Here is a 23,702-nt window from a genome sequence, read left to right as displayed (position 1 = left end):
AAGGTCCGGACCACGGTGGAGGGGGGTGTCGGTGCCGCGTGGGATGCTGGACGCGATGGCCAGGAAGACTGCAAATGACGACGTTCTCGCCCCCGTGACCCTCGCCGTGGGCCAGGAGGACCTCCTCCTCGACCGCGCCGTGCAGGAGGTGGTGGTGGCGGCCCGCGCGGCCGACGCGGACACCGACGTCCGGGACCTCACCCCCGACGCCCTTCAGCCCGGCACCCTCGCCGAGCTGACCAGCCCGTCGCTCTTCGCCGAGCGCAAGGTCGTGATCGTGCGCAACGCGCAGGACCTCTCGGCGGACACGGTCAAGGACGTCAAGGGGTACCTCGGGGCGCCCGCCGAGGAGATCACCCTCGTGCTGCTGCACGCCGGCGGAGCCAAGGGCAAGGGCCTGCTGGACGCGGCCCGCAAGGCCGGTGCCCGGGAGGTCGCCTGCCCGAAGATGACCAAGCCGGCGGACCGGCTGGCGTTCGTCCGGGGCGAGTTCCGCACCGCCGGCCGCTCCGCGACGCCGGAGGCGTGCCAGACCCTGGTGGACGCCATCGGCAGCGACCTGCGCGAGCTGGCGAGCGCCTGTGCGCAGCTGGTGGCCGACGTCGAGGGCGTGATCGACGAGTCCGTCGTCGGCCGCTACTACACGGGCCGGGCCGAGGCGTCGAGCTTCACCGTCGCCGACCGTGCCGTGGAGGGCCGGGCCGCCGAGGCCCTGGAGGCGCTCCGCTGGGCGATGGCCACCGGCGTCGCCCCCGTCCTGATCACCAGCGCGCTCGCCCAGGGCGTCCGCTCGATCGGCAAGCTGGCCTCCGCCCCGCGCGGTGCCCGCCCCGGCGACCTGGCCCGCGACCTCGGCATGCCGCCGTGGAAGATCGACCGGGTGCGGCAGCAGATGCGCGGCTGGACGGCGGACGGCGTGGCGACGGCGCTGCGTGCCGTGGCGGAGGCGGACGCGGGGGTGAAGGGCGGCGGGGACGATCCGGAGTACGCCTTGGAGAAGGCGGTGGTGGCGGTCGCTCGGGCCGCGCGGGCTCGGGGGTGAGGGGTTTTGCCCCGGTCCCGCCCTTTCACCGTTTCTCGCCGCGCTCCGCGCGGGGCAACGCGGCTGCGCCGCGTTAGTCCTCAAGCGCCGGACGGGCTATTCAGCCCGTCCGGCGCTTGAGGACTTCGCCCGAAGGGCGAATGGGGTCCGGGGTCTCCCCGGAAGAAACGGTGAAAGGGCGGGCCGGGGGCAAAAACCCCCACAAACCCCAAAGGCCCCGCACCCGCCCTTGGGGAAAGGGCAGGCCCGGGGCCTTCGAAGAAAGATTGCGAGCCGCAGGGCTCAAGGTGCCGCACCCGCGTGGCGAACGACCGTGTGCGGCGGGTGCCGGTCCGGAGCGGTTGAGAGGGTCCGCTGTATCCGTCCCGGCGGGAACCGGGGCTCACGCCCCGGAGCGGCTTCAGCCCTGGAGGGAAGCAGCCTGCTTGGCCAGCGCCGACTTCTTGTTGGCGGCGGCGTTCTTGTGCAGAACACCCTTGCTGGCGGCCTTGTCGAGCTTCTTGCCGGCCAGCGCGACGGCGGCGGTGGCCTTCGCGACGTCACCGCCGGCGATGGCCTCACGGGCGGCGCGGACGGCGGTCTTGACCGAGGACTTGACGGCCTTGTTGCGCAGGCGCGCCTTCTCGTTGGTCTTGATGCGCTTGATCTGGGACTTGATGTTCGCCACGAAAAGAGCCTTTTCAGGTTCGTTGGATGTCAAAAGCGTGCCCCGCGCATGAGAGGGTCGCGAAGCACAGTGGTCCAGGCTACCAGCAGGATCCGCACCCTCCCAAACCGGACGGCGGCGCCCGCTCATGGGACGATGGAGGGGTCGGATACCCGACGGGTACCCGGGACGGGTACCCGACTCCCGCCGAGGCTGGCGTGCAAACGCCGAAGTCACCGAATGGATCCTGCGTGCCCGCGACCCCTACCAACGTGCCCGAGCCGAGCCGTACCGACCCGGCTCTGATCCGCAACTTCTGCATCATCGCGCACATCGACCACGGCAAGTCGACGCTCGCCGACCGGATGCTCCAGCTGACCGGCGTGGTCGACTCGCGGCAGATGCGTGCGCAGTACCTCGACCGGATGGACATCGAGCGCGAGCGCGGCATCACGATCAAGTCGCAGGCGGTCCGCCTCCCCTGGGCGCCCTCCGAGGACGAGTCGAAGACGACCCACATCCTCAACATGATCGACACCCCGGGGCACGTCGACTTCACCTATGAGGTCTCCCGCTCCCTCGCCGCGTGCGAGGGCTGCATCCTCCTGGTGGACGCCGCCCAGGGCATCGAGGCCCAGACCCTCGCCAACCTCTACCTGGCGATGGAGAACGACCTCACGATCATCCCGGTCCTCAACAAGATCGACCTGCCGGCCGCCCAGCCCGAGAAGTTCGCCGCCGAGCTGGCGAACCTCGTCGGCTGCGACCCGTCCGACGTCCTCAAGGTCTCCGCCAAGACCGGCGTCGGCGTCCCCGAGCTGCTCGACCGCGTCGTCCGCGACGTCCCGGCCCCGGTCGGCGTCAAGGACGCCCCCGCCCGCGCGATGATCTTCGACTCGGTCTACGACGCCTACCGGGGCGTCGTGACGTACGTCAAGGTCGTCGACGGCACGCTCAAGAAGCGCGAGCGGATCCGGATGATGTCCACCGGCGCGGCCCACGAGCTGCTGGAGATCGGCACCAACTCGCCCGAGATGCTCCCGGCCGACGGCCTGTCCGTCGGCGAGGTGGGCTACCTGATCACCGGTGTGAAGGACGTCCGCCAGTCCAAGGTGGGCGACACGATCACCCAGTTCCAGGGCGGTGCCACCGACGCGCTCGGCGGCTACAAGGACCCGAAGCCGATGGTGTTCTCGGGCCTGTACCCGCTGGACGGCTCGGACTACCCGGAGCTCCGCGAGGCCCTCGACAAGCTCCAGCTCAACGACGCCGCGCTGGTCTACGAGCCGGAGACCTCGGCCGCCCTCGGCTTCGGCTTCCGCGTCGGCTTCCTGGGCCTGCTGCACCTGGAGGTCATCCGCGAGCGCCTGGAGCGCGAGTTCGGCCTCGACCTGATCGCCACCGCGCCGAACGTGGTCTACCGCGTCCTCATGGAGGACGGTGCCGAGCACGAGGTCACCAACCCCAGCGAGTTCCCCACCGGCAAGATCGACGAGGTGCACGAGCCGGTCGTCCGGGCCACGATCCTGGCGCCCAGCGAGTTCATCGGCGCGATCATGGAGCTCTGCCAGACCCGCCGCGGCGTCCTGATGGGCATGGACTACCTCTCCGAGGACCGCGTCGAGATCCGCTACACGCTGCCGCTCGCCGAGGTCGTCTTCGACTTCTTCGACCAGCTCAAGTCGAAGACCCGCGGTTACGCGTCGCTGGACTACGAGCCCACCGGCGAGCAGATCTCCGACCTGGTCAAGGTCGACATCCTGCTGCACGGCGACAAGGTCGACGCGTTCTCCGCGATCACGCACAAGGACAAGGCGTACGCGTACGGCGTCCGGCTCGTCGCCAAGCTGCGCGAGCTCATCCCGCGGCAGAACTTCGAGGTGCCCATCCAGGCCGCCATCGGCTCCCGCGTCATCGCCCGCGAGACCGTCCGCGCCATCCGCAAGGACGTCCTCGCCAAGTGCTACGGCGGTGACATCTCCCGTAAGCGGAAGCTGCTGGAGAAGCAGAAGGAGGGCAAGAAGCGCATGAAGATGGTCGGCAACGTGGAGGTGCCCCAGGAGGCCTTCATCGCGGTGCTGTCCACGGACGACAGCGGCGGCGAGAAGAAGAAGTAACCGCTGGTCAGGTGCCGTTCGAGAGATGCCCGTCCCCGCCCGGGGGCGGGCATCTCCGCGTCCTGCGGAGGGTGCGGCGCCCCTGTCCTCTTACATGAGGGCCACCTGGCCTCTACTCTGATCACTGCTCGAAGGTTACTCACGAGTCACCCAGCAACGAGGCGGGCCCCGGAGGATGCCGTGACCGACGCACAGTCCCTGATCGAAAACCGGCCGCCCTCCGTGGCGACGCTCTTCCTCGAGCGCGTCGAGGCGACCCCCGACGCCGAGGCGTACCGCTACCCCGTCCCCGCCCCCGGCGGCCGCGGCCCCTCCGCCTGGGCGTCCATGACCTGGCGGGAGGCCGCCGAGCGGGTCTTCGCCATCGCCGCCGGCCTGGTCGACCTGGGCATCGACCCGCAGCAGCGGGTCGCGCTCGCCGCCGGCACCCGGCTGGAGTGGATACTCGCGGACCTCGGCATCGTCTGCGCCGGCGCCGCCACCACCCCCATCTACCCCAGCACCAACGCCGAGGAGTCGGCGTACATGCTCTCCGACTCCGAGAGCCGGATCCTGATCGCCGAGAACGCCACCCAGGTGGCCAAGGCGCGCGAGCAGCGGGCCGAACTCCCGCTCCTCGCCCACGTGGTGGTGATCGACGAGGCCGACGCCGTCGCCGCCGAGGGCGACCCGGACGGCTGGGTGATCTCCCTCGCCGAGCTCGAACGGCGCGGCGCCGCACGGCTGGAGAAAACCCCGGAGGTGATCCGGGAGCGCGTCGCCGACCTGCGCGCCGACCAACTCGCCACCCTCATCTACACCTCCGGCACCACCGGACGCCCCAAGGGCGTCTGCCTCCAGCACGACGCCTGGTCGTACATGGCCCGCGCCATCGAGGCCACCGGACTGGCCCGCCCCGACGACGTCCAGTACCTCTGGCTGCCGCTCGCGCACGTCTTCGGGAAGGTGCTGACCGCCGGGCACATCGCGCTGGGCCACGTCACCGCGGTGGACGGCCGCCAGGACAAGATCATAGAAAATCTGCCGGTCGTGCGGCCCACCTATATGGCCGCCGTCCCCCGGGTCTTCGAGAAGGTCTACAACGGTGTCGCCGCCAAGGCCCGCGAGGCCGGCGGGCTCAAGTACAGGATCTTCCGCTGGGCCGCCGACACGGCCCGCGAGTACGCCAAGGTCTCCCAGGACAACTTCCGCCGCACCGGCAGCCGTTCGGTCCCCTTCGGGCTCGCCGTCCGGCACCGCGCCGCGGACGTGCTCGTCTACGCCAAGATCCGCGAGGCGTTCGGCGGGCGGCTGCGCGCCTGCATCTCCGGGGCCTCGGGCCTCGCCCCCGACATCGGCTTCTTCTTCTCCGGCGCGGGCATCCACATCCTGGAGGGCTACGGCCTCACCGAGACCAGCGCCGCCAGCTTCGTCAACCCCGGCGAGGCGTACCGCACCGGCACCGTCGGCAAGCCGGTGCCCGGTACCGAGGTCCGCATCGCGGACGACGGCGAGGTGCTGCTGCGCAGCCCCGGCGTCATGAGCGGCTACCACGGCCAGCCCGAGCGCACGGCCGAGGTCCTCGAACCCGACGGCTGGTTCCACACCGGCGACATCGGCGAACTGTCGCCCGACGGCTTCCTGCGCATCACCGACCGCAAGAAGGACCTGATCAAGACCTCGGGCGGGAAGTACGTCGCGCCCGCGGAGGTCGAGGGCCGGTTCAAGGGCATCTGCCCCTTCGTCTCGAACATCCTGGTGCATGGCGCCGACCGCAACTACTGCAGCGCCCTCATCGCCCTGGACGAGCCCTCGATCCTCCGGTGGGCCGCCGACCACGGCCTCGGTGGCCGGACGTACGCCGAGGTGGTCGCCGCCCCGCAGACCACCGAGCTGATCGACGGGTATGTGCGGCGGCTCAACGACGGCCTCCAGCGCTGGCAGACGATCAAGAAGTTCCGGCTGCTGCCGAGGGACCTGGACGTGGAGCACGGCGAGCTCACCCCGAGCCTCAAGCTCAAGCGGCCCGCCGTCGAGCGCGCCTACAAGGACCTGATCGAGGAGATGTACGAGGGCGCCCGGGAACGCTAGGGCGTGCCCGATGGGTCGGCACAGGCCCTGCGACGCCCTGCACGGCACCTCGCCGCGTTGTCGCATCACCCGAGTACACCCAGTACGCGGGTGATGCTCCGCCTTGCGATGCACCACACCGGAGGACGCCGCAGAGCCCGCACCGACCCATCGGGCACGCCCCAGCCCTCCGCGTAGCGGACAATGGGCTCATGCCTTCCGTACTGCCCGATGGTGAGCCCATGCCCGAGGACGGGGCGCTGCCCCCGCACGCCCTCGAGGGTTCCGGGCAGCGCCCGCTCGGCTTCTACCTGCACGTTCCCTACTGCGCCACCCGCTGCGGGTACTGCGACTTCAACACCTACACCGCCAGTGAGCTGCGCGGCTCCGGCGGGGCGCTGGCCTCGCGGGACAACTACGCCGACACCGTCGCCGAGGAGATCCGCCGCGCGCGCAAGGCGCTCGGCGACGACCCGCGCCCCGTCGAGACGGTCTTCGTCGGCGGCGGCACCCCGACGCTGCTGCCCGCCGCCGACCTGGGCCGCATGCTCGCTGCGATCCGCGACGAATTCGGGCTCGCACCCGGCGCGGAGGTCACCACCGAGGCCAACCCGGAGTCCGTCGACCCCCGCTACCTCGCGGAGCTCCGCGAGGCCGGCTTCAACCGGGTCTCCTTCGGGATGCAGAGCGCCCGGCAGCACGTCCTGAAGATCCTCGACCGCACACACACCCCCGGCCGCCCCGAGGCGTGCGTGGCCGAGGCCCGCGCGGCCGGGTTCGACCACGTCAACCTGGATCTGATCTACGGCACGCCGGGGGAGTCCGACGACGACTGGCGGGCGTCCCTCGACGCGGTGATCGGCGCCGGCCCCGACCACGTCTCCGCGTACGCGCTGATCGTCGAGGAGGGCACGCAGCTGGCGCGCCGCATCCGCCGCGGCGAGGTCCCGATGACCGACGACGACGTCCACGCCGACCGCTACCTGATCGCCGAGGAGGCGCTCTCCGCGGCCGGCTTCCACTGGTACGAGGTCTCCAACTGGGCCACGACCGAGGCGGGCCGCTGCCGCCACAACGAGCTCTACTGGCGCGGCGCCGACTGGTGGGGCGCGGGCCCCGGCGCCCACTCCCACGTCGGCGGCGTCCGCTGGTGGAACGTCAAGCACCCCGGCGCGTACGCGCAGGCCCTGAGCGAGGGCCGCTCCCCGGGCGCGGGCCGCGAGATCCTCGCGGCGGAGGACCGCCGGGTGGAGCGGATCCTGCTGGAGCTGCGGCTGGTGGAGGGGTGTCCGCTGGCACTGCTGAAGCCGGCGGGCCTCCGCGCTGCGGAGAAGGCCTTGGCAGACGGGCTGCTGGAGGCCGGGCCGTATGCGGATGGCCGCGCGGTCCTGACTCTGCGGGGTCGGCTTCTGGCTGATGCGGTGGTGCGGGACCTGGTGGACTGATTACCTGTTCGGGTGAACTGATGCCCAAGGGCTTGGTGCCCGCCTACCCTCGCTTCATAGGCTGCCGTTCACTACAAGCGGCAGATGTGGAGGACCACGGAGATGACCGCTGTGGATGAACGAATGATCGCTCTCATCGATGAGCACCCCGAGGTGTTCGAGCGATACAAGATCGAGCTTCTGCGGGGGGAAATCGTGATGATGGCGGGGCCCGACTGGGTCCACAACGACATCGTGGAGCTCATTCGGGATCAGATCCCCGCTGCCCGGTGGCACCGGATGACGACCCAGGACATCGCCATTCCCGGAGAGGACAGCGAGCCCCAGCCGGACCTGCTGGTGATCGAGCGAGGGGCGTTCGAAGGGCCTGGGCGGCTCGTCCCCGCCGGGGCCGCCACCTTGTTGGTGGAGGTGGTTTCGAAGACCAGCGCTCTGCGGGACTACCACACCAAGCGCTCGGTCTACGCCGCGGGGCAGGTCCCGGCTTACTTGATCGTGGATCCTTTCGCCGCCAGGTGCACGCTGCTCACGGAACCCGTGGGCGCAGGCGAAGTAGCCGACTATGCGGCTACGCGGACCAGCAAGTTCGGTGATCCCGTGGCTCTGGACATGCTGGGCATGACCCTGGACACGTCCGGCTTCAAGACCCTGCCCGGTACCCCCCGCTAACTCCCCACCGTCACAAAGTCGATCAGCTCCTCGACCCGCCCGAGCAGCTCCGGCTCAAGATCCTTGTACGAGCGCACACTCGACAGGATCCGCTGCCAGGCGGCCCCCGTGTTCGACGGCCATCCCAGCCCCCGGCACACCCCCGTCTTCCAGTCCTCCCCCCGTGGCACGGACGGCCAGGCCGGGATCCCCACCGACGCCGGCTTCACCGCCTCCCACACGTCCACGTACGGATGCCCGACGACGAGCACATGCTCGCCCGTCACCTCCGCCGCGATCCGCGACTCCTTCGAGCCCGGCACCAGGTGGTCCACCAGCACCCCCAGCCGCGCGTCCGGCCCGGGGCCGAAGGAGCGGACGATCGACGGCAGGTCGTCGACCCCCTCCAGGTACTCGACGACCACGCCCTCGATGCGCAGGTCGTCGCCCCACACCCGTTCCACCAGCTCCGCGTCGTGCCGTCCCTCGACGTAGATGCGCCCGGCCCGCGCCACCCGCGCCCGCGCGCCGGGCACGGCGATCGAGCCGGACGCCGTACGGGCCGGGCTCTGCGGAACGGATGAGGAAGGCCGGACGAGGGTGACGACGCGCCCCTCCAGCAGGAAGCCCCGTGGCTCCATGGGGAAGACACGGTGCTTCCCGAAGCGGTCCTCCAGCGTCACCGTCGGCCCCTGCGCGGTCTTCTCACACCGGACCACCGCCCCGCAGAAGCCGGTGGTCACCTCCTCGACCACGAGGTCCGCCTCCGCCGGCACCTCGGGGACGGGGACGCTCCGCTTCCATGGCGGGGTCAGGTCGGGGTTGTACTGTCGGCTGCTGCGCACCCGCCGACGATAGGGAAATCCCGGCCCCCGGCGTCACGACACGCCGAACCGCCGTGCCAGCGCGTTGCGTTGCTCACGGACAAAACGGGCATCCACCGCCGCCCCGTGTCCGGGCACGTACAGCGCGTCCTCGCCGCCGAGTTCCAGCAGCCGGTCCAGTGCGGCCGGCCAGCGCTCCGGGGAGGCGTCCGGCCCGGCCTGCGGCTCGCCCGACTCCTCGACCAGGTCGCCGCAGAAGACGACGGCCCGTTCGCCGGGGACTTCGCCGGGGACGAACACCACGAGATCGTCCGGGCTGTGGGCCGCACCCAGGCCGACGAGGCGTACGCGCCGCCCGCCGCCCAGGTCGATCTCCAGCCCGCCGCCGGCCGGATGCACCGGCGGCACCGGCCGCTCCGCCGCGTCCCGGGCCGCCCCGGCCGGCACGCCGTACGCCACCGCGTCCCGGAACAGCTCGTCACGGTCGCCGAAGGTCCCGTACACCGTCGCGCCGGGGAACGCGGCCGTGCCCAGGACGTGGTCGAAGTGGGCGTGCGTGAGCGCGACGTGCGTCACGGGCAGCCCGAAGAGCTCCATGACCCCGCGCCGGATCTCCTCCCCCTCGCCGAAGCCGGAGCCCGTGTCCACGACCAGGGCGCCCGTCGTCCCGGCGACCGCTCCCGTCGTCGCGTCCCAGCCGGGCAGCCGGCGGCGTGCCACCCCCGGCGCGAGCCGTTCCCAGTGCGCCCCCGTGTGCTGCTCGTCGATTCCGCCCTCGCCGATTTCGTGGATTTCCATGACGGAAAGCTACGGCCGGCGCGGTACGGTGGCCCGTCCCCGTACCCGGTGTGGCGAAGAGCACGGGAGGGTGGGCGGAGCCACTGCCCTTGCCGGGGGCGTGGGGACCGGCCGTACACTGACGTGTGGGGTTTGGCACTCGTGACCTTTGAGTGCCAGGCACACGACCCGGGTAGGAGCCCGGGAGGACCCATGAGACGGCCGGCCCGCTGGACTGGAGGTGCGCGCGATGCTGAGCGAACGCAGGCTCAAGGTCCTGCGCGCCATCGTCCAGGACTATGTGGGCACCGAGGAGCCGGTGGGCTCCAAGGCCCTGACCGAGCGCCACCACCTCGGCGTGTCCCCGGCGACCGTGCGCAACGACATGGCCGTGCTGGAGGAGGAGGGCTTCATCGCCCAGCCCCACACCAGCGCCGGCCGCATCCCCACCGACAAGGGCTACCGTCTCTTCGTGGACCGGCTGGCGGGCGTCAAGCCCCTGTCCTCCGCGGAGCGCCGCGCGATCCAGAACTTCCTGGACGGCGCCGTCGATCTCGACGACGTCGTCGCCCGTACGGTGCGGCTGCTGGCGCAGCTGACCCGTCAGGTGGCGGTGGTCCAGTACCCGTCGCTGACCCGGTCCACCGTCCGGCACGTGGAGCTGCTGCCGCTCGCCCCGGCGCGGGTGATGCTGGTGCTGATCACGGACACCGGGCGGGTCGAGCAGCGGCTGGTGGACTGTCCGGCGCCGGTCGGCGAGACCGCGCTGGCGGACCTGCGGGCCCGGCTCAACAGCCGGGTCGTGGGGCGGCGGTTCACGGATGTGCCGCAGCTGGTGCAGGACCTCCCCGAGGCCTTCGAGCAGGACGACCGGGGAACCGTTTCTACGGTGCTGGCCGTTCTCCTGGAGACGCTGGTGGAGGACACCGAGGAGCGGCTGGTGATCGGCGGTACCGCCAATCTCACCCGTTTCGGGCATGACTTCCCGCTGACGATCCGGCCCGTGCTGGAGGCGTTGGAGGAACAGGTCGTCCTGCTCAAGCTGCTCGGCGAGGCGACGGACTCGGGCATGACCGTGCGCATCGGTCATGAGATCGCCCATGAGGGGCTGAACTCCACATCCGTCGTCGCCGTCGGCTACGGTTCGGGCGACGAGGCCGTCGCCAAACTCGGCGTGGTCGGACCGACCCGCATGGATTACCCCGGAACGATGGGAGCGGTACGCGCAGTGGCACGTTACGTCGGACAGATCCTGGCGGAGTCGTAAGTGGCCACGGACTACTACGCGGTCCTGGGCGTACGGCGCGACGCCTCGCAGGACGAGATCAAGAAGGCCTTCCGCCGCCTCGCCCGCGAGCTGCACCCGGACGTCAATCCGGATCCCAAGACCCAGGAGCGGTTCAAGGAGATCAACGCCGCCTACGAGGTGCTCTCGGACCCGCAGAAGAAGCAGGTCTACGACCTCGGCGGCGACCCGCTGTCCGCCTCGGGCGGCGGCGCGGGCGCCGGCGGCTTCGGCGCGGGCTTCGGCAACTTCTCCGACATCATGGACGCGTTCTTCGGCCAGGCGTCGCAGCGCGGACCGCGCTCGCGCACCCGCCGCGGCCAGGACGCCATGATCCGGCTCGAAGTCGACCTGAACGAGGCGACGTTCGGCACGACCAAGGAGATCCAGGTCGACACCGCCGTCGTCTGCACCACGTGCAGCGGCGAGGGCGCGGCCCCCGGCACCTCCGCCCAGACCTGTGACATGTGCCGCGGCCGCGGCGAGGTCTCCCAGGTCACCCGTTCCTTCCTGGGCCAGGTCATGACCTCCCGGCCCTGTCCGCAGTGCCAGGGCTTCGGCACGGTCGTGCCGACCCCCTGCCCGGAGTGCGCCGGCGACGGCCGCGTCCGCTCCCGCCGGACCCTGACGGTCAAGATCCCGGCCGGTGTCGACCAGGGCACCCGCATCCAGCTCGCGGGCGAGGGCGAGGTCGGCCCCGGCGGCGGCCCCGCCGGCGATCTCTACGTCGAGATCCAGGAGACGCCGCACCCCGTCTTCCAGCGCCGCGGCGACGACCTGCACTGCACGGTCACCATCCCGATGACCGCGGCGGCGCTGGGCACCAAGGTGCCGCTGGAGACCCTGGACGGCCTGGAGGAGATCGACATCCGGCCCGGTACCCAGTCCGGCCAGTCGATCCCGCTGCACCAGCGCGGCGTCACGCATCTGCGCGGCGGCGGCCGCGGCGATCTGATCGTCCATGTCGAGGTGACGACGCCGGGCAAGCTGGACGCGCAGCAGGAGGAGCTGCTCCGCCAGCTGGCGAAGATCCGCAACGAGGAGCGCCCGATGGGCGAGTTCAAGCCGGGGCAGCAGGGGCTGTTCTCGCGCTTGAAGGATGCGTTCAACGGGCGGTAGCCCGCGGTTGTGCCCGGATGGGCCGGTCTTTCGCGCCGCACGGCGCGAAAGACCGGCCCATCCGGCGTTTCGCGATCCGGGCGCACCACCGATTCGGCGCCCCCGCACCCACGTGACACGATGTGGTCATGGCCAATGAACCCAGTGGTGAGCACCGCACGGCCGGCCCGCTCACCGGGCTGTTCCGCCACCCCGTCGTCCAGGCCCCCATGGCCGGCGGCGCCTCCCGCCCGTCGCTCGCCGCCGCGGTCTCCGACGCCGGCGGCCTCGGCTTCCTCGCCGCCGGGTACAAGACGCCGGCCGCGATGTACGAGGAGGTCAAGCAGCTCCGCGCGCGGACGTCCCGTCCCTTCGGGGTGAACCTCTTCCTGCCGCAGCCGCCCCTCGCGGACCCCGCGGCCGTCGCGGTCTACGCCGAGCAACTCGCGGGCGAGGCCGCCTGGTACGACACCCCGCTCGGCGACTGGGACCGGCCCGCCGACGACGCCTACGAGGCCAAGCTCGCGATCCTCCTCGACGACCCCGTCCCCGTCGTCTCGTTCACCTTCGGCTGTCCGTCCGCCGCGGACCTCGAGGCGCTCGCCCGGGTGGGCACGGTGACCGTGGTGACGGTGACGTCGGCCGCGGAGGCGCTGGCCGCGCAGGAGGCGGGGGCGGACGCGCTCTGCGTCCAGGGCGTCGAGGCGGGCGGCCACCAGGGCACCCACCACGACGACCCGCAGGCGGACGGCACGGGCGCGGGGGCCGGGCTGCTCGCCCTGCTCACCGAGATCCGCGAGACCGTTCCCCTGCCGCTGATCGCCGCGGGCGGTCTGATGCGCGGCGCGCAGATAGCCGCCGTCCTCGCGGCCGGCGCCTGTGCGGCGCAGCTCGGCACGGCGTTCCTGGCCTGCCCGGAGTCCGGGGCGAGCGAGCTGCACAAACGGGCCCTGACGGACCCGCTCTTCACCGGCACCGAACTGACCCGCGCCTTCTCCGGCCGCCCGGCCCGCGGCCTGGTGAACCGGTTCATCCGCGAACACGGCCCGTATGCCCCCGCCGCCTACCCCCAGGTCCACTACCTGACGGCCGGTCTGCGCAGGGCCGCCGCGGCGGCGGGCGACCCGCAGGCGCTCAACCTGTGGGCGGGCCAGGGCCACCGGCTGGCCCGCGGCCTCCCGGCGGCGGAGCTCGTCGGGCTGCTGACCACCGAACTCGACGCGGCACGCGCGTCGTTCACCAGCTGACTCCGAGAGGACGTACGTCATGACAGCGCCGGTCTTCCTGGTCGAGGAGGACTCCCTCACCGGCGTCTTCCCCGGCACGGTCTTCGCCCTGGACGGCCCGGAGGGCCGCCACGCGGTGTCCGTCCGCCGGCTGCGGGTCGGTGAGGACATCGTCCTGACCGACGGCGCCGGCATGGGCGCCCACGGCACGGTCGCCGCGGTCTCCGGCAAGGACCATCTGGAGGTCGCCGTCACCTCCGTCCGTTCGGAGCCGGTGCCGCAGCCGCGCATCACCGTCGTCCAGGCCCTCCCCAAGGGCGACCGCGGCGAACTCGCCGTCGAGACGATGACGGAGACCGGCGTCGACGCGATCGTCCCCTGGGCGGCGTCCCGTTGCGTCACCCAGTGGAAGGGCGACCGCGGCCTGAAGTCCCTGGCCAAGTGGCGCTCCACGGCCCGCGAGGCGGGCAAGCAGTCCCGCCGCCTGCGCTTCCCCGAGGTCTCCGACCTGATGACGACGAAGCAGGTCTGCACCCTGCTCTCCACCGCCTCCTTCGCCGCCGTCCTCCACGAGGAGGGCAGCACCCCCCTGGCCACCGCGGACCTCCCCCCGACGGGCGACATCGTCCTGGTCGTCGGCCCCGAAGGCGGCGTCTCCCCCGAGGAGTTGACCGCTTTCGAGGCGGCGGGGGCCGCCCCCTACCGGCTGGGCCCGACGGTCCTGCGTACCTCCACGGCGGGCACGGCGGCGACGGCGCTGCTGCTGGGGCGGACGGGGCGGTGGAGCTGAATCCCCAGTCTTTACTGGGAGATTGCGGAGTGCGGGTGTGTCGTGACCGTGCAGTGCCTAACCTTGACCGTTGCGTGACTGAAGCGGTCAGGGGAGGCCCGTCATCAGCGACAGCGACAAGGTTCTCGACATCAAGACGGCCGACATCAAGGCCGTCGCCCCCGTCTTTCACCGGCAGGGCAAGAAGCTCAGCGACGCGCTGACCACGCTCGTCAATACGCTGGACGGTCTGGGCAAGCCATGGGGCGACGACAAACCGGGCAAGGACTTCGCCGCCAAGTACGTCCCGGACCAGAAGGAGATCGAGCGGGCCACCGGCATCCTCGTTCTCGGCCTGGTGAGTATCCATGAGGCGATGGTCGACATGGCCGACGGGCACGTCGACAACGACAAGGCCATCGCCGGGATATTCACCAAGGGCGACCGGTGAGCATCGAGGACGAGGCGAAGGCGCTGCTCCTCAAGATGGGCATGTGGTGGCCGGACGCCAATTCCGGGACCCTGCGCCATGCGGCCGATGCCTGGCGGAAGTTCGCCGACACGGTCGAGGAAGTCCGGGCCGACACGGACAAGGCGGCCAACTCTCTCATCCACCACAACACGGGTAAGGCCATCGATGCCTTCCAGGGATTCTGGGGGCGTTACGCCCAGGGCGGCGACGGGGGATGGCTGAGTGACATAGCCAAGGCCGCCTGCAACATGGCCAAGGCCCTGGACAAGTTCGCCGATGTGGTCGACAAGGCGATCGAAAAGCTGTGGACACAGATCGGCATCGACGCGGTCGCCATCGCGGGCGGCGTGCTGCTCACCGTTGTCACCGCGGGTGTCTCGGACGAAGTCGCCGCCGGGATCATCGGAATGGCCGCCGGGCTCGGCGTCGAGGTCGAGGCCGCAGTGGCCTCCATCGCCGCAGGGATGCTGACCAATGCCGTCTTCGGCGGCATCGCGGCGATGACCATCGACGGCGCGGTGGCCCAGCCGGTGAAGATCGCCCTGGGTCAGCAGAAGAGCTGGAGCCTCGGCGAGGTGGCCCAGGCGGCCGATGAAGGGATGTTCTTCGGCGGAGCGCTGGGTGGCACGACGGAGCTCTTCAGGCTGGGCGTTCAACCGGGCAGCATGCAATGGCTGCTGAAGGGCGGAGCCCGCCCGAATCTGATCGAGATGCCTGCCGCAGGCCGCCTCACCGAGGACCTCAAATGTGTGCAGGACCCGATCGACGTCGTGACCGGGGCGATGCTGCTCCCGCAGACGGATGTGACGCTCCCCGGAGCGCTCCCCCTCGTCTTCGAGCGCACCCATCTGTCCTCGTACCGGATGGGCTGCTGGTTCGGCCCCACCTGGGCGTCCACGCTGGACGAGCGGATGGAACTCGACGCCGAAGGCGCGGTGTTCATGTCGGCCGACGGCATGCGGCTCTGCTACCCGGTGCCGAAGCCGGGCGAACCCGTCCTGCCGCTCAAGGGCCCGCGCTGGCCGCTGGCCTGGGACGGTACCCCCGACGGCGTCATGACCGTCACGGACCCCTCGACGGGGTGGGAGCGAAGCTTCGCCCGCCCCCTGCCCACGGACGTCCCCGGCTCGGTGCAGCTCCCGCTGGACAGCGTGCAGGACCGGAACGGCCTGCGCATCGACATCCACCGCACACTGAACGGCACACCGACCGCGATCCGGCACTCCGGCGGCTACTACCTCGCCGTCGACACCGAGGGTCCGCGTGTCACGGCACTGCGTCTGCTGGACGAGCCCCCTTCGGCGTACGGATCGCCGCGCACCGCCGCCGGCGGTACGACACTGGTCCGCTACGGCTACGACGACGCGGGCGACCTCACCGAGGTCGTCAACTCCAGTGGCGAACCCCTCCGGTTCACCTACGACGCCGAGCACCGCATCACGTCCTGGACCGACCGCAACGGCAGCGAATACCGCTACGTCTACGACGCGCACGGCCGCGTCGTACGGACGGAGGGCAGCGACGGCTTCCTCTCCGGCACCCTCGCCTACGACGACGAGAGCCGCACGACGACGCTCGTGGACTCGCTCGGCCGCCGGAGCACCTACCGGCACGACGCCAACAGCCAGGTGACCGAGGAAACCGACCCCCTGGGCAACACCACTCTGACGGAGTGGAACGCAAGGGGCGACAAGCGCCTGGCGACCACCGACCCGCTGGGCCGCACGACGCGCTACACCTACGACGAGCCGGGCAACCTGGTGCGGATCTCGCATCCGGACGACACGGTGAGGACGGCCGAGTACAACACCCTGGGCCAACCGGTCCGGGTCACGGAGCCGGACGGCGCCGTGTGGCGGCACGCGTACGACGACCTGGGCAACCTCCTCACCACCACCGACCCGGCCGGGGCCGAGACCCACTACGCGTACGACGCCTCGGGCCGCCTGACGGCCGTCACGGATGCCCTCGGTCACACCAGCCACATCTCGTGCAACACCGCCGGCCTCCCCCTCTCGATCACCGACCCGCTCGGACGCGAAACGAAGGCCCGCCGGGACATCTTCGGCCGCCTCGCCGAGGTGACCGACCCGCTGGGCCGCATCACACGCACGTCCTGGACGACCGAGGGCAGGCCGACCCGCCGCGAGCACCCGGACGGCACGTCCGAGACCTGGACCTGGGACGGCGAGGGCAACCTCCTCTCCCACACGGATCAGGCCGGCCACACGACGCGGTACACGTCCACTCACTTCGACCTCCCCGCGTCGCGCACCGATCCCGACGGAACGACGTACTCCTTCGCGTACGACACCCAGCTGAGGCTGACGGGCGTCACCAATCCGCAGGGCCTGACATGGACCTATGTCTACGACGAAGCGGGCCGCCTCGCCTCCGAGACCGACTTCAACGGCCGCACGCTGACGTACTCGCACGATGCGGCGGGAGACCTCGCCTCCCGTACGAACGGGGCGGGGGAGACGCTCCATTTCATCCGCGACGCCTCGGGCCGGGCCGTCGAGCAGCGCACGGACGAAGGCGACGTCACGACCTTCGCCTACGACGCGCTGGGCCGCCTGACCCGTGCGGTCAACGCGGACGCCGAAGTCTCGTATGAGCGGGATGCGTTGGGACGCCCCCTGTCCGAGACGGTCAATGGCCGCACGATGAGGTACGCCTACGACGCGACAGGCCGCCGCCTCCAGCGCACAACGCCGTCCGGACTGACCTCCACCTGGACGTACGACGCGGTGGGACAGCCCACGGAGCTCCGCACAGATGCGGGCAGTCTCTCCTTCGCCTACGACGCCGCAGGACGGGAGACACAGCGCCGATTCGGCGATGCGGCCACCCTCACCCAGACCTGGGACGGGACGGACCGCCTCAGCTCCCAGACCCTTGTACGGCAGGGAACCCGCCTTGAGGCCGATCGCCTCCTCCAGCATCGGACCTATGCCTACCGTCCGGACGGCTACGTCACCGAGATCCGCGAACTCGCCCTGGGGACACGGAGCTTCTCCCTGACCTCGACGGGCCGTGTCACCGCCGTCAGCGCCTACGGCTGGACGGAGACATACGCCTACGACGCCGCGGGTAACCTGACGCATGCCGCTGCTCCTGGCCATGAATCACCGGGCACTCGTGACTTCGACGGCACGTTGCTCCGCCGGGCGGGACGGACACACTACGAGCACGACGCGCAAGGACGGCTCGTTCGAAAGCTGCACCGTATGCTCAACGGCCAGTCCCGTATGTGGACTTACCGATGGGATGCTCAGGACCGCTTGACGGAAGCTATGAATCCGGAAGGGGAGCGCTGGGGCTACGCCTATGACGCACTCGGCCGCAGAATATCCAAAAGGCTTTTCTCCGGCAGCGGTTCGGTCGCTGAGGAGATTCGGTTTTCTTGGGACGGCGTCCGTCTAGCTGAAAGGAGCACGCCGGGTGGGAAGGTAACCACCTGGGAATACACAGCGGATACGCATCGTCCGATCGCTCAGACCGAACACCGGGCGCGGAGACCGAGTGAGGAAGTGAGCCTGGCTTCGAGGTTCGCCCCGAGCGTCGAGGAAGATCACTGCGCGCGCTTCTACGGGGTCGTCGTCGACCCGGTCGGCACCCCGACGGAACTGGTGTCGTCCGCCGGGGACGTGGTGTGGCAGTGTCGGAACACACTGTGGGGGACCCGACTTCCTTCGCCCGTGGAGTCTGCAGTCGATTGCCCGCTGGGGTTCCCGGGGCAGTACCAGGACACGGAGACAGGGCTCAGCTACAACTACTTCCGCTATTACGACCCCCAGGTCGGCTCGTACATCTCGCCCGACCCACTTGGCCTGGAGCCGTCTCCGAACCACTACTCCTACACGAAGAATCCGACGAGTTGGCTCGACCCGCTGGGTCTCAACTGTATCGATCTTTCCCAAGCAACGCCTCACAGCGGTCGTTTCCCGAAGTCGGCGCAGCCGAACGAAATCCTTGTCCGCCGCAAGGAGGACGGCACGGTGACGGCCTATGCTGAGTACGGTCCGGATGGTTTGCCGGTGAAGCGTGTGGATGTGGACCCGAATTCCAAACCGCATGGCGGTGTGCCGGCTCCGCATGTTCTGGAAACGGAACGACATGTGAACCCCAAGACGGGCGACGAGTTCGTCACGTGGAAGAAGATGCCGAGGCCTGCCAGGCCGGACGAGTTGCCGAAGCAAGGAGCGACACCGTGAATCCTGACCAGTATTCGGAGATCAAGGCTTGGGCCGCGGACTACCCGGAAGGAGTGGACTATGTCGACTTCCTCACCCGGAACTGCACCGTTGGCCACTGGCTCGCCTTCTGCCGGGTGCTGTGGCCGCGCTTTGTCCTTGAGCGTGGATGTGTTCTCTGGGATCGGGTGTATGAACCGGCTGGTTTCGATGCTTGGTACCGCCATCTCGACGGTGATGTCCGCCGGGTCGAGGCCACGCTCAACAGGCTGGTGGTTGCTGACATCATCGATGCCGATGAGACGCGCGAGGACGATGATGCTTTGGAGGAGATTGCCGAAACGGTCGGACGGGCGTGGCGGGCTGCGTTGTCGTCTGCCTACCCCGACAGGGAATTCGAGGTTCGGGTGGATGACACCGACGACGGGCCTGTGGTGAGTTTTGTGTCAGTCGGGGTGCCGGGGGCCGGTACGGGGTGACACCGCGGCCGGTATCCCGCGTTGGCCTCTGCATCCCCAATGGCCTGTGCCTGGTGCCTCGTCTACCGGGCGGCCTGCTCGTTCTTCGAGCGCACCGAAGCTCTGGAATTGCTCCTGCCCCGTACCCGCCGTCGGGCAGCGCATGCCCTGAAGGGGCTGAGCGGCGCGGTCGAACTCTATGTCGAACACGGCCAAGAGCGTGGGGCCGTGCCATGACCTGCACGTTACCCTCGTCGCCTTGAGTCGATCTTGAGTGCGGGGGAGTACGGAACATGCGCAGCGCCGTCGTGACCGATGCGGGTGACCGGATCCGGTGGGCCGAGTTGCCCGGGCGGGGGCCGGTGCGGGTGTATCTGCATGGGCTGGGGGCGTCATCGGCCCCTTATTTCGCGGGAGTTGTGGCTCATCCGTTGCTGGCCGGGCACCGGTCGTTGTTGATGGATCTGCTGGGGCACGGGATCAGTGACCGGCCGGAGGGGTTCGCGTACACGCTGGAGGGGCACGCGGACGCGGTGGCCGGGGCGTTGGTGGCTGCGGGGGTCGAAGGGGCGGAGGTGGTCGCGCACAGCATGGGGGGCTCCGTCGCCGTCGTCCTGGCCGCGCGGCACCCGCGGCTCGTCTCGCGGCTGGTGCTCGTCGACGCCAATCTCGATCCGATGGCGCCCCGTTCCGGTGCCGGCGGCAGTAGCGGTATCGCCGCCTATCCGGAGGAGGAGTTCCTCGCGGGCGGCTGGCGGGAGGTGCGCGACCGGGTCGGTGCGCACTGGTGGGCCACGATGCGGCTGGCCGGGCGGGAGGCGGTGCACCGCAGCGCGGTCAACCTGGTCGAGGGCACCGTTCCCACCGTGCGTGAGCTGCTGTTGGGGCTCGGCATTCCGCGGACCTTCCTGCTGCCGGAGGCGGACGGGCCGCTGTGCGGCGCCGACGGGCTCGTCGCGTCCGGGGTGGACGTCGTCGCGGTCCCGGACTGCGGGCACAACATCATGCTGGACAATCCGGAGGCGTTCGTGAGGGCGACCGCGGCCGCGCTCATGGGCTGACCGTGGCCGGAAGCGGTCCTGTCGGCACCGACCGGTAACATCCGGTCCGTACGAGCCGACGACCCGGAAGGAGCGCACCGGTGGCGGGAGAACCGCAGGCCGACTGCCTGTTCTGCAAGATCGTGGCGGGGGAGGTGCCGGCGACGATCGTGCGGGAGACCGAGACCGCCGTCGCGTTCCGTGACATCAACCCCCAGGCGCCCACGCACGTCCTGGTGATCCCGAAGGTGCACTTCCCGGACGCGGCGTCGCTCGCGGCCGGTGCGCCGGAGGTGGCCGCGGACATACTGCGGGTGGCGGGCGAGGTCGCCGAGAAGGAGGACGTGACGGGGTCGGGGTACCGGATCGTCTTCAACACCGGGGCCGGCGCCGGGCAGACCGTCTTCCACGCGCACGCGCACCTGCTGGGCGGGCGTGGGTTCAACTGGCCGCCCGGGTAGGGCGCGACCGATGTCCGTACGCGAATTCGTCGTGCTGGGGACCGCCAGCCAGGTCCCGACCCGCCACCGCAACCACAACGGGTACGTCCTGCTGTGGGACGGTGAGGGGATCATGTTCGACCCGGGGGAGGGCACGCAGCGGCAGATGCTGCGGGCCGGGGTCGCCGCGCACGATCTGAACCGGATCTGTGTGACCCATTTCCATGGGGATCACTCGCTGGGCCTTGCGGGGGTGATCCAGCGGATCAATCTCGACCGGGTGCCGCACCCGGTCACGGCTCATTACCCGGCCAGCGGGCGGCGGTTCTTCGACCGGCTGCGGTATGCGACCGCGTACCGGGAGACGGTGGAGCTGGTCGAGGAGCCGGTGTCGGGGGTCGCCAAGCGGCTGGCGGCCACGCCCGGGTACACGCTGGAGGCGCGGCGGCTCTCGCATCCCGTCGAGTCCTACGGCTACCGGCTCGTCGAGCCCGACGGGCGGCGGATGCTGCCTACGATGCTGGCGGAGCACGGGATCGGCGGGCCCGATGTCGGGCGGATCCAGCGGGAGGGCTCGCTCGGCGGGGTGTCGCTGGAGGACGTCAGCGAGGTCCGGCACGGGCAGCGGTTCGCCTTCGTGATGGACACCCGGCTGTGCGACGGCGTGCACGCCCTCGCCGAGGGCTGCGACATGCTCGTCATCGAGTCGACGTTCACGGACGAGGACGAGGCGCTCGCAAAGGAGCACGGGCATCTGACGGCGGGACAGGCGGCGCGTGTGGCGCGCGAGGCGGGAGTGCGGCATCTGGTGCTGACGCACTTCTCGCAGCGGTACCACGACGCGTCGGTCTTCGAGCGGCAGGCCCGGGCGGCGGGTTACGAGGGTGAGCTCACCGTCGCCCGGGACCTGATGCGCGTCCCCGTCCCGAAGAGGGATCAGGGCAGGTAGTACATCGGGTTCGGCAGCTTGAACGCGCGGCCGGAGTGGCCGCCGTTCAGGTCGCTCCACTGGTCGCCGAAGTTGGCGACGATGCGGTAGCCCTGGTCCTCGATGTGCTTGCGGGTGCCCGACTTGTACTCGGTGGTGGTGCACGTCGCACCGCAGGGCAGATACGCCGGCGGGGTCTTCTTGTTCTTCAGGTAGAAGTGGGCCTGGTCGGCGACCGGCTTGTAGCCCACGTTCTTCAGGTTGCGGACGCTCCAGTCGCGCTGGTGCTCGTCGCGGCCGGTCACATAGAAGACCTCGATGCCGTGCGCCTGGGCCCAGTTGACCAGCTTGGGCATCCCGAAGACCGGCTTGGTGTCGGTGGACTTGAGGTACGCGTCCTGCGACTCCGGGGTGAAGTGGAAGCCCTGCTTCAGCTCATAGTTGTAGGTGAGCAGGGTGGTGTCGTCCAGGTCGAGGACGATGGCGGGCTTCTTGCCGCCCTTCGCGGGGGAGTCGAGGACGTCCCTCAGGTGCGCCTTGGCCCGCTTCTCGATGCCGGCGACCTGCTTGGCGTAGTTGCTGTCGGCCGACGCCCAGTGCTCGCCGTCCTTGTCCACGGTGTCGCCGTAGTACGCCTTGATCTTCTCCTGGACGAGGGCGAGGTTGGGGATCTCCTTGTCCGTCCGGGGGACCGAGCGGTCTGCGGTGGCCGCGCCCGCCGTGTAGAGACCGGCCCCGACGGCTATGGCGGCGGTGACGGCGGCGATGCGGGCGCGCTTGGACGAGAGTGGCACGTGTGACTCCTGCGAAGGACATAAAAGGTGCAGCGCGAAGCTAGGTCCTCGCGCCGCACCCGGTCAATGTCAGCCTGGTCACGCCACCATCAGACGGTCACACCCCCGCCCGCTCCAGGATCCGGGCCGCCACCGCCGGGGAGTCCACCAGCGGGTGGAGCGCCAGCGCGCGCAGCGCGGCCCGCGGATCCCGGCCCGCCGCCGCGTCGATCACCCCCCGCTCCACCGCCTTGACCTGGAGCATCAGCCCGAGCTGGTCCTCCCGCAGCGGAGCGCAGGGCAGCGGTCTCGCGCCCTTGGCGCTCACCTCGCAGACGGTCTCGATGACCGCCTCGCGGTCGATCTCCGGCACGGTGCCCTCGTTGCGGACGTTGAGGATCAGCCGGGACCGCTCGTCCCCGGCCACGCCCCGCATCAGCGCGAGCGCCACCCGCTCGTAGCCGCCGCCCTCCAGATCGCAGGAGTCGCGCTGCCAGCCGCCGCTCGCCGCGCGGCTGTCGGCCCCATAGGTCTCCTCGCGCTCCAGCCGGGCGCGCCGCCACAGCTCGTAGGCCTGGTCGGGGGAGGACACGGCCGCCGCCCGGTCGAAGAAGTCGCCCTGCTGCCGGTCGAGGAACTCGCCCCGGGTGTGCGCCGACTCCCTTACGGCGTCCAGGGTTTCGCGGCGGAAGTAGTAGTAGTGGAGGTATTCGTTGGGCAGGGCGCCCAGCGCCTGGAGCCAGGCCGCGCCGAAGAGTTTGCCCTCCTCGAACGACGCCAGCGCCTCGCCGTTGTCCAGGAGCCCGGGCAGCAGCTCCCGTCCGTCCAGCGTCAACGACCGCAGCCAGCCGAGGTGGTTGAGCCCCACGTAGTCGTAGGCGACCCGGTCCGGATCGGCCCCCGCCGCCTGCGCGGCCCGCTTGACCAGACCGACGGGCGAGTCGCAGATGCCGATCACCCGCTCGCCCAGCACCGAGGCCATCGCCTCGGTCACCATCCCCGCCGGATTGGTGAAGTTGATGACCCACGCGTCCGGGGCGTTCTCCACCACCCGGCGCGCGATGTCCATGGCCACGGGAAGGGTGCGCAGGCCGTACAGGACGCCGCCGGCGCCGACGGTCTCCTGCCCCAACACCCCCTCGTCCAAAGCGATGCGCTCGTCACGCACGCGCCCCGCCGTACCGCCCACACGGATGGCGGAGAAGACGAAGTCGGCGCCCCGCAGCGCCTCGTCGAGATCGTCCGAGAGGCGTACGGAGGGTGCGCCGGGCACCCCGTCCGCCTGCGCCGTCAGTACCGATTTGATCACTCTGGCGCGCATCGAGTCCGTGTCGAACAGCACCAGTTCGGTGACGCGGCCCGGCGCATCGCGCCGCGCGTCGTCGAGAAGGGCCCGGTGCACCAAAGGCACCCGGAAACCGCCACCGCCGAGAATCGTCAGCCTCATGGCCGGAACGTACCGCAGCTTC

20 protein-coding genes are annotated in these 23,702 nt (G+C 70.4%); 15 read left to right on the top strand and 5 right to left on the bottom strand.

Annotation, left to right across the window (positions count from 1 at the left end; all coding sequences use genetic code 11):
* Positions 1–43 precede the first annotated feature (43 nt).
* Positions 44–1,042 carry a DNA polymerase III subunit delta gene (gene holA / locus AB8735_RS14050; RefSeq protein WP_372411843.1) on the top strand — a complete coding sequence of 333 codons (999 nt, stop codon included), beginning with the start codon at positions 44–46 and terminating at the stop codon, positions 1,040–1,042.
* Between the two features lie 400 nt (positions 1,043–1,442).
* Here the strand turns inward: holA and rpsT are convergent, their stop codons facing one another.
* On the bottom strand, positions 1,443–1,709 hold the full coding sequence (rpsT, locus tag AB8735_RS14045; RefSeq protein ID WP_344018382.1) for a 30S ribosomal protein S20: 267 nt from the start codon (positions 1,707–1,709) through the stop codon (positions 1,443–1,445).
* Positions 1,710–1,939: 230 nt separating this feature from the next.
* On the opposite strand from rpsT, the gene lepA reads away from it, so the two are divergent.
* From lepA to AB8735_RS14025, 4 genes are all read left to right on the top strand, one after another.
* Positions 1,940–3,805 carry a translation elongation factor 4 gene (gene lepA, locus AB8735_RS14040; protein ID WP_344018381.1) on the top strand — a complete coding sequence of 622 codons (1,866 nt, stop codon included), beginning with the start codon at positions 1,940–1,942 and terminating at the stop codon, positions 3,803–3,805.
* Between the two features lie 180 nt (positions 3,806–3,985).
* Positions 3,986–5,875: a long-chain fatty acid--CoA ligase gene (locus tag AB8735_RS14035; RefSeq protein ID WP_372407636.1), complete on the top strand. Its 1,890-nt coding sequence runs from the start codon at positions 3,986–3,988 to the stop codon at positions 5,873–5,875.
* Between the two features lie 191 nt (positions 5,876–6,066).
* Entirely contained in the window at positions 6,067–7,299 is a 1,233-nt protein-coding gene (gene hemW / locus AB8735_RS14030) for a radical SAM family heme chaperone HemW (protein WP_344018378.1), read from the top strand.
* A 102-nt stretch (positions 7,300–7,401) separates the two neighbouring features.
* On the top strand, positions 7,402–7,968 hold the full coding sequence (locus tag AB8735_RS14025) for a Uma2 family endonuclease (protein ID WP_344018377.1): 567 nt from the start codon (positions 7,402–7,404) through the stop codon (positions 7,966–7,968).
* Here AB8735_RS14025 and AB8735_RS14020 read toward each other — a convergent pair.
* Both AB8735_RS14020 and AB8735_RS14015 read right to left on the bottom strand, forming a co-directional pair.
* On the bottom strand, positions 7,965–8,792 hold the full coding sequence (locus tag AB8735_RS14020; RefSeq protein ID WP_344018375.1) for a DUF3097 domain-containing protein: 828 nt from the start codon (positions 8,790–8,792) through the stop codon (positions 7,965–7,967). The genes AB8735_RS14025 and AB8735_RS14020 overlap by 4 nt on opposite strands.
* A 33-nt stretch (positions 8,793–8,825) precedes the next feature.
* Positions 8,826–9,569: an MBL fold metallo-hydrolase gene (locus tag AB8735_RS14015; RefSeq protein ID WP_372407635.1), complete on the bottom strand. Its 744-nt coding sequence runs from the start codon at positions 9,567–9,569 to the stop codon at positions 8,826–8,828.
* Positions 9,570–9,798: 229 nt separating this feature from the next.
* On the opposite strand from AB8735_RS14015, the gene hrcA reads away from it, so the two are divergent.
* From hrcA to AB8735_RS13965, 10 genes are all read left to right on the top strand, one after another.
* Positions 9,799–10,815 carry a heat-inducible transcriptional repressor HrcA gene (gene hrcA, locus AB8735_RS14010; RefSeq protein ID WP_344018371.1) on the top strand — a complete coding sequence of 339 codons (1,017 nt, stop codon included), beginning with the start codon at positions 9,799–9,801 and terminating at the stop codon, positions 10,813–10,815.
* Positions 10,816–11,952, top strand: a complete 1,137-nt coding sequence (gene dnaJ, locus AB8735_RS14005; RefSeq protein ID WP_344018370.1) for a molecular chaperone DnaJ — start codon at positions 10,816–10,818, stop codon at positions 11,950–11,952. It begins immediately after the preceding gene.
* A gap of 128 nt (positions 11,953–12,080) precedes the next feature.
* Complete coding sequence (locus AB8735_RS14000) at positions 12,081–13,178, top strand: nitronate monooxygenase (RefSeq protein WP_372407631.1); 1,098 nt, start codon at positions 12,081–12,083, stop codon at positions 13,176–13,178.
* A gap of 19 nt (positions 13,179–13,197) precedes the next feature.
* Complete coding sequence (locus AB8735_RS13995) at positions 13,198–13,947, top strand: 16S rRNA (uracil(1498)-N(3))-methyltransferase (protein ID WP_372407628.1); 750 nt, start codon at positions 13,198–13,200, stop codon at positions 13,945–13,947.
* 103 nt (positions 13,948–14,050) lie between these two features.
* A complete protein-coding gene (locus AB8735_RS13990; protein WP_344018394.1) occupies positions 14,051–14,377 on the top strand; it encodes a hypothetical protein in 327 nt (108 codons plus the stop codon).
* Between the two features lie 35 nt (positions 14,378–14,412).
* A complete protein-coding gene (locus AB8735_RS13985; RefSeq protein WP_372411842.1) occupies positions 14,413–18,615 on the top strand; it encodes a DUF6531 domain-containing protein in 4,203 nt (1,400 codons plus the stop codon).
* On the top strand, positions 18,612–19,073 hold the full coding sequence (locus AB8735_RS13980; RefSeq protein WP_372407626.1) for a hypothetical protein: 462 nt from the start codon (positions 18,612–18,614) through the stop codon (positions 19,071–19,073). The genes AB8735_RS13985 and AB8735_RS13980 overlap by 4 nt, the downstream gene beginning before the upstream one ends.
* A gap of 272 nt (positions 19,074–19,345) precedes the next feature.
* Complete coding sequence (locus tag AB8735_RS13975; protein WP_372407623.1) at positions 19,346–20,113, top strand: alpha/beta fold hydrolase; 768 nt, start codon at positions 19,346–19,348, stop codon at positions 20,111–20,113.
* 80 nt (positions 20,114–20,193) lie between these two features.
* Positions 20,194–20,553 carry a histidine triad nucleotide-binding protein gene (locus AB8735_RS13970; protein WP_344018351.1) on the top strand — a complete coding sequence of 120 codons (360 nt, stop codon included), beginning with the start codon at positions 20,194–20,196 and terminating at the stop codon, positions 20,551–20,553.
* 10 nt (positions 20,554–20,563) lie between these two features.
* Positions 20,564–21,481, top strand: a complete 918-nt coding sequence (locus AB8735_RS13965) for a ribonuclease Z (RefSeq protein ID WP_344018349.1) — start codon at positions 20,564–20,566, stop codon at positions 21,479–21,481.
* Here AB8735_RS13965 and AB8735_RS13960 read toward each other — a convergent pair.
* Both AB8735_RS13960 and AB8735_RS13955 read right to left on the bottom strand, forming a co-directional pair.
* Positions 21,469–22,254, bottom strand: coding sequence for an HAD family acid phosphatase (locus tag AB8735_RS13960; RefSeq protein WP_344018346.1), 786 nt, complete (start codon positions 22,252–22,254; stop codon positions 21,469–21,471). The genes AB8735_RS13965 and AB8735_RS13960 overlap by 13 nt on opposite strands.
* Before the next feature lie 97 nt (positions 22,255–22,351).
* Positions 22,352–23,680, bottom strand: a complete 1,329-nt coding sequence (locus AB8735_RS13955; RefSeq protein WP_344018344.1) for a 6-phospho-beta-glucosidase — start codon at positions 23,678–23,680, stop codon at positions 22,352–22,354.
* Between the last annotated feature and the right edge of the window lie 22 nt (positions 23,681–23,702).

This window comes from Streptomyces luteireticuli (assembly GCF_041519305.1).
GTDB lineage: Bacteria > Actinomycetota > Actinomycetes > Streptomycetales > Streptomycetaceae > Streptomyces > Streptomyces luteireticuli.
This window is presented reverse-complemented; position numbering and strand designations above follow the sequence as displayed.

Bases quoted from the DNA above. Each gene is read 5' to 3' on its own strand.
- holA (WP_372411843.1), top strand. From the start codon at position 44: ATGCTGGACGCGATGGCCAGGAAGACTGCAAATGACGACGTTCTCGCC.
- hemW (WP_344018378.1), top strand. From the start codon at position 6,067: ATGCCTTCCGTACTGCCCGATGGTGAGCCCATGCCCGAGGACGGGGCG.
- AB8735_RS14025 (WP_344018377.1), top strand. From the start codon at position 7,402: ATGACCGCTGTGGATGAACGAATGATCGCTCTCATCGATGAGCACCCC.
- AB8735_RS14015 (WP_372407635.1), bottom strand. From the start codon at position 9,569: ATGGAAATCCACGAAATCGGCGAGGGCGGAATCGACGAGCAGCACACG.
- hrcA (WP_344018371.1), top strand. From the start codon at position 9,799: ATGCTGAGCGAACGCAGGCTCAAGGTCCTGCGCGCCATCGTCCAGGAC.
- AB8735_RS14000 (WP_372407631.1), top strand. From the start codon at position 12,081: ATGGCCAATGAACCCAGTGGTGAGCACCGCACGGCCGGCCCGCTCACC.
- AB8735_RS13995 (WP_372407628.1), top strand. From the start codon at position 13,198: ATGACAGCGCCGGTCTTCCTGGTCGAGGAGGACTCCCTCACCGGCGTC.
- AB8735_RS13985 (WP_372411842.1), top strand. From the start codon at position 14,413: ATGGGCATGTGGTGGCCGGACGCCAATTCCGGGACCCTGCGCCATGCG.
- AB8735_RS13975 (WP_372407623.1), top strand. From the start codon at position 19,346: ATGCGCAGCGCCGTCGTGACCGATGCGGGTGACCGGATCCGGTGGGCC.
- AB8735_RS13965 (WP_344018349.1), top strand. From the start codon at position 20,564: ATGTCCGTACGCGAATTCGTCGTGCTGGGGACCGCCAGCCAGGTCCCG.
- AB8735_RS13955 (WP_344018344.1), bottom strand. From the start codon at position 23,680: ATGAGGCTGACGATTCTCGGCGGTGGCGGTTTCCGGGTGCCTTTGGTG.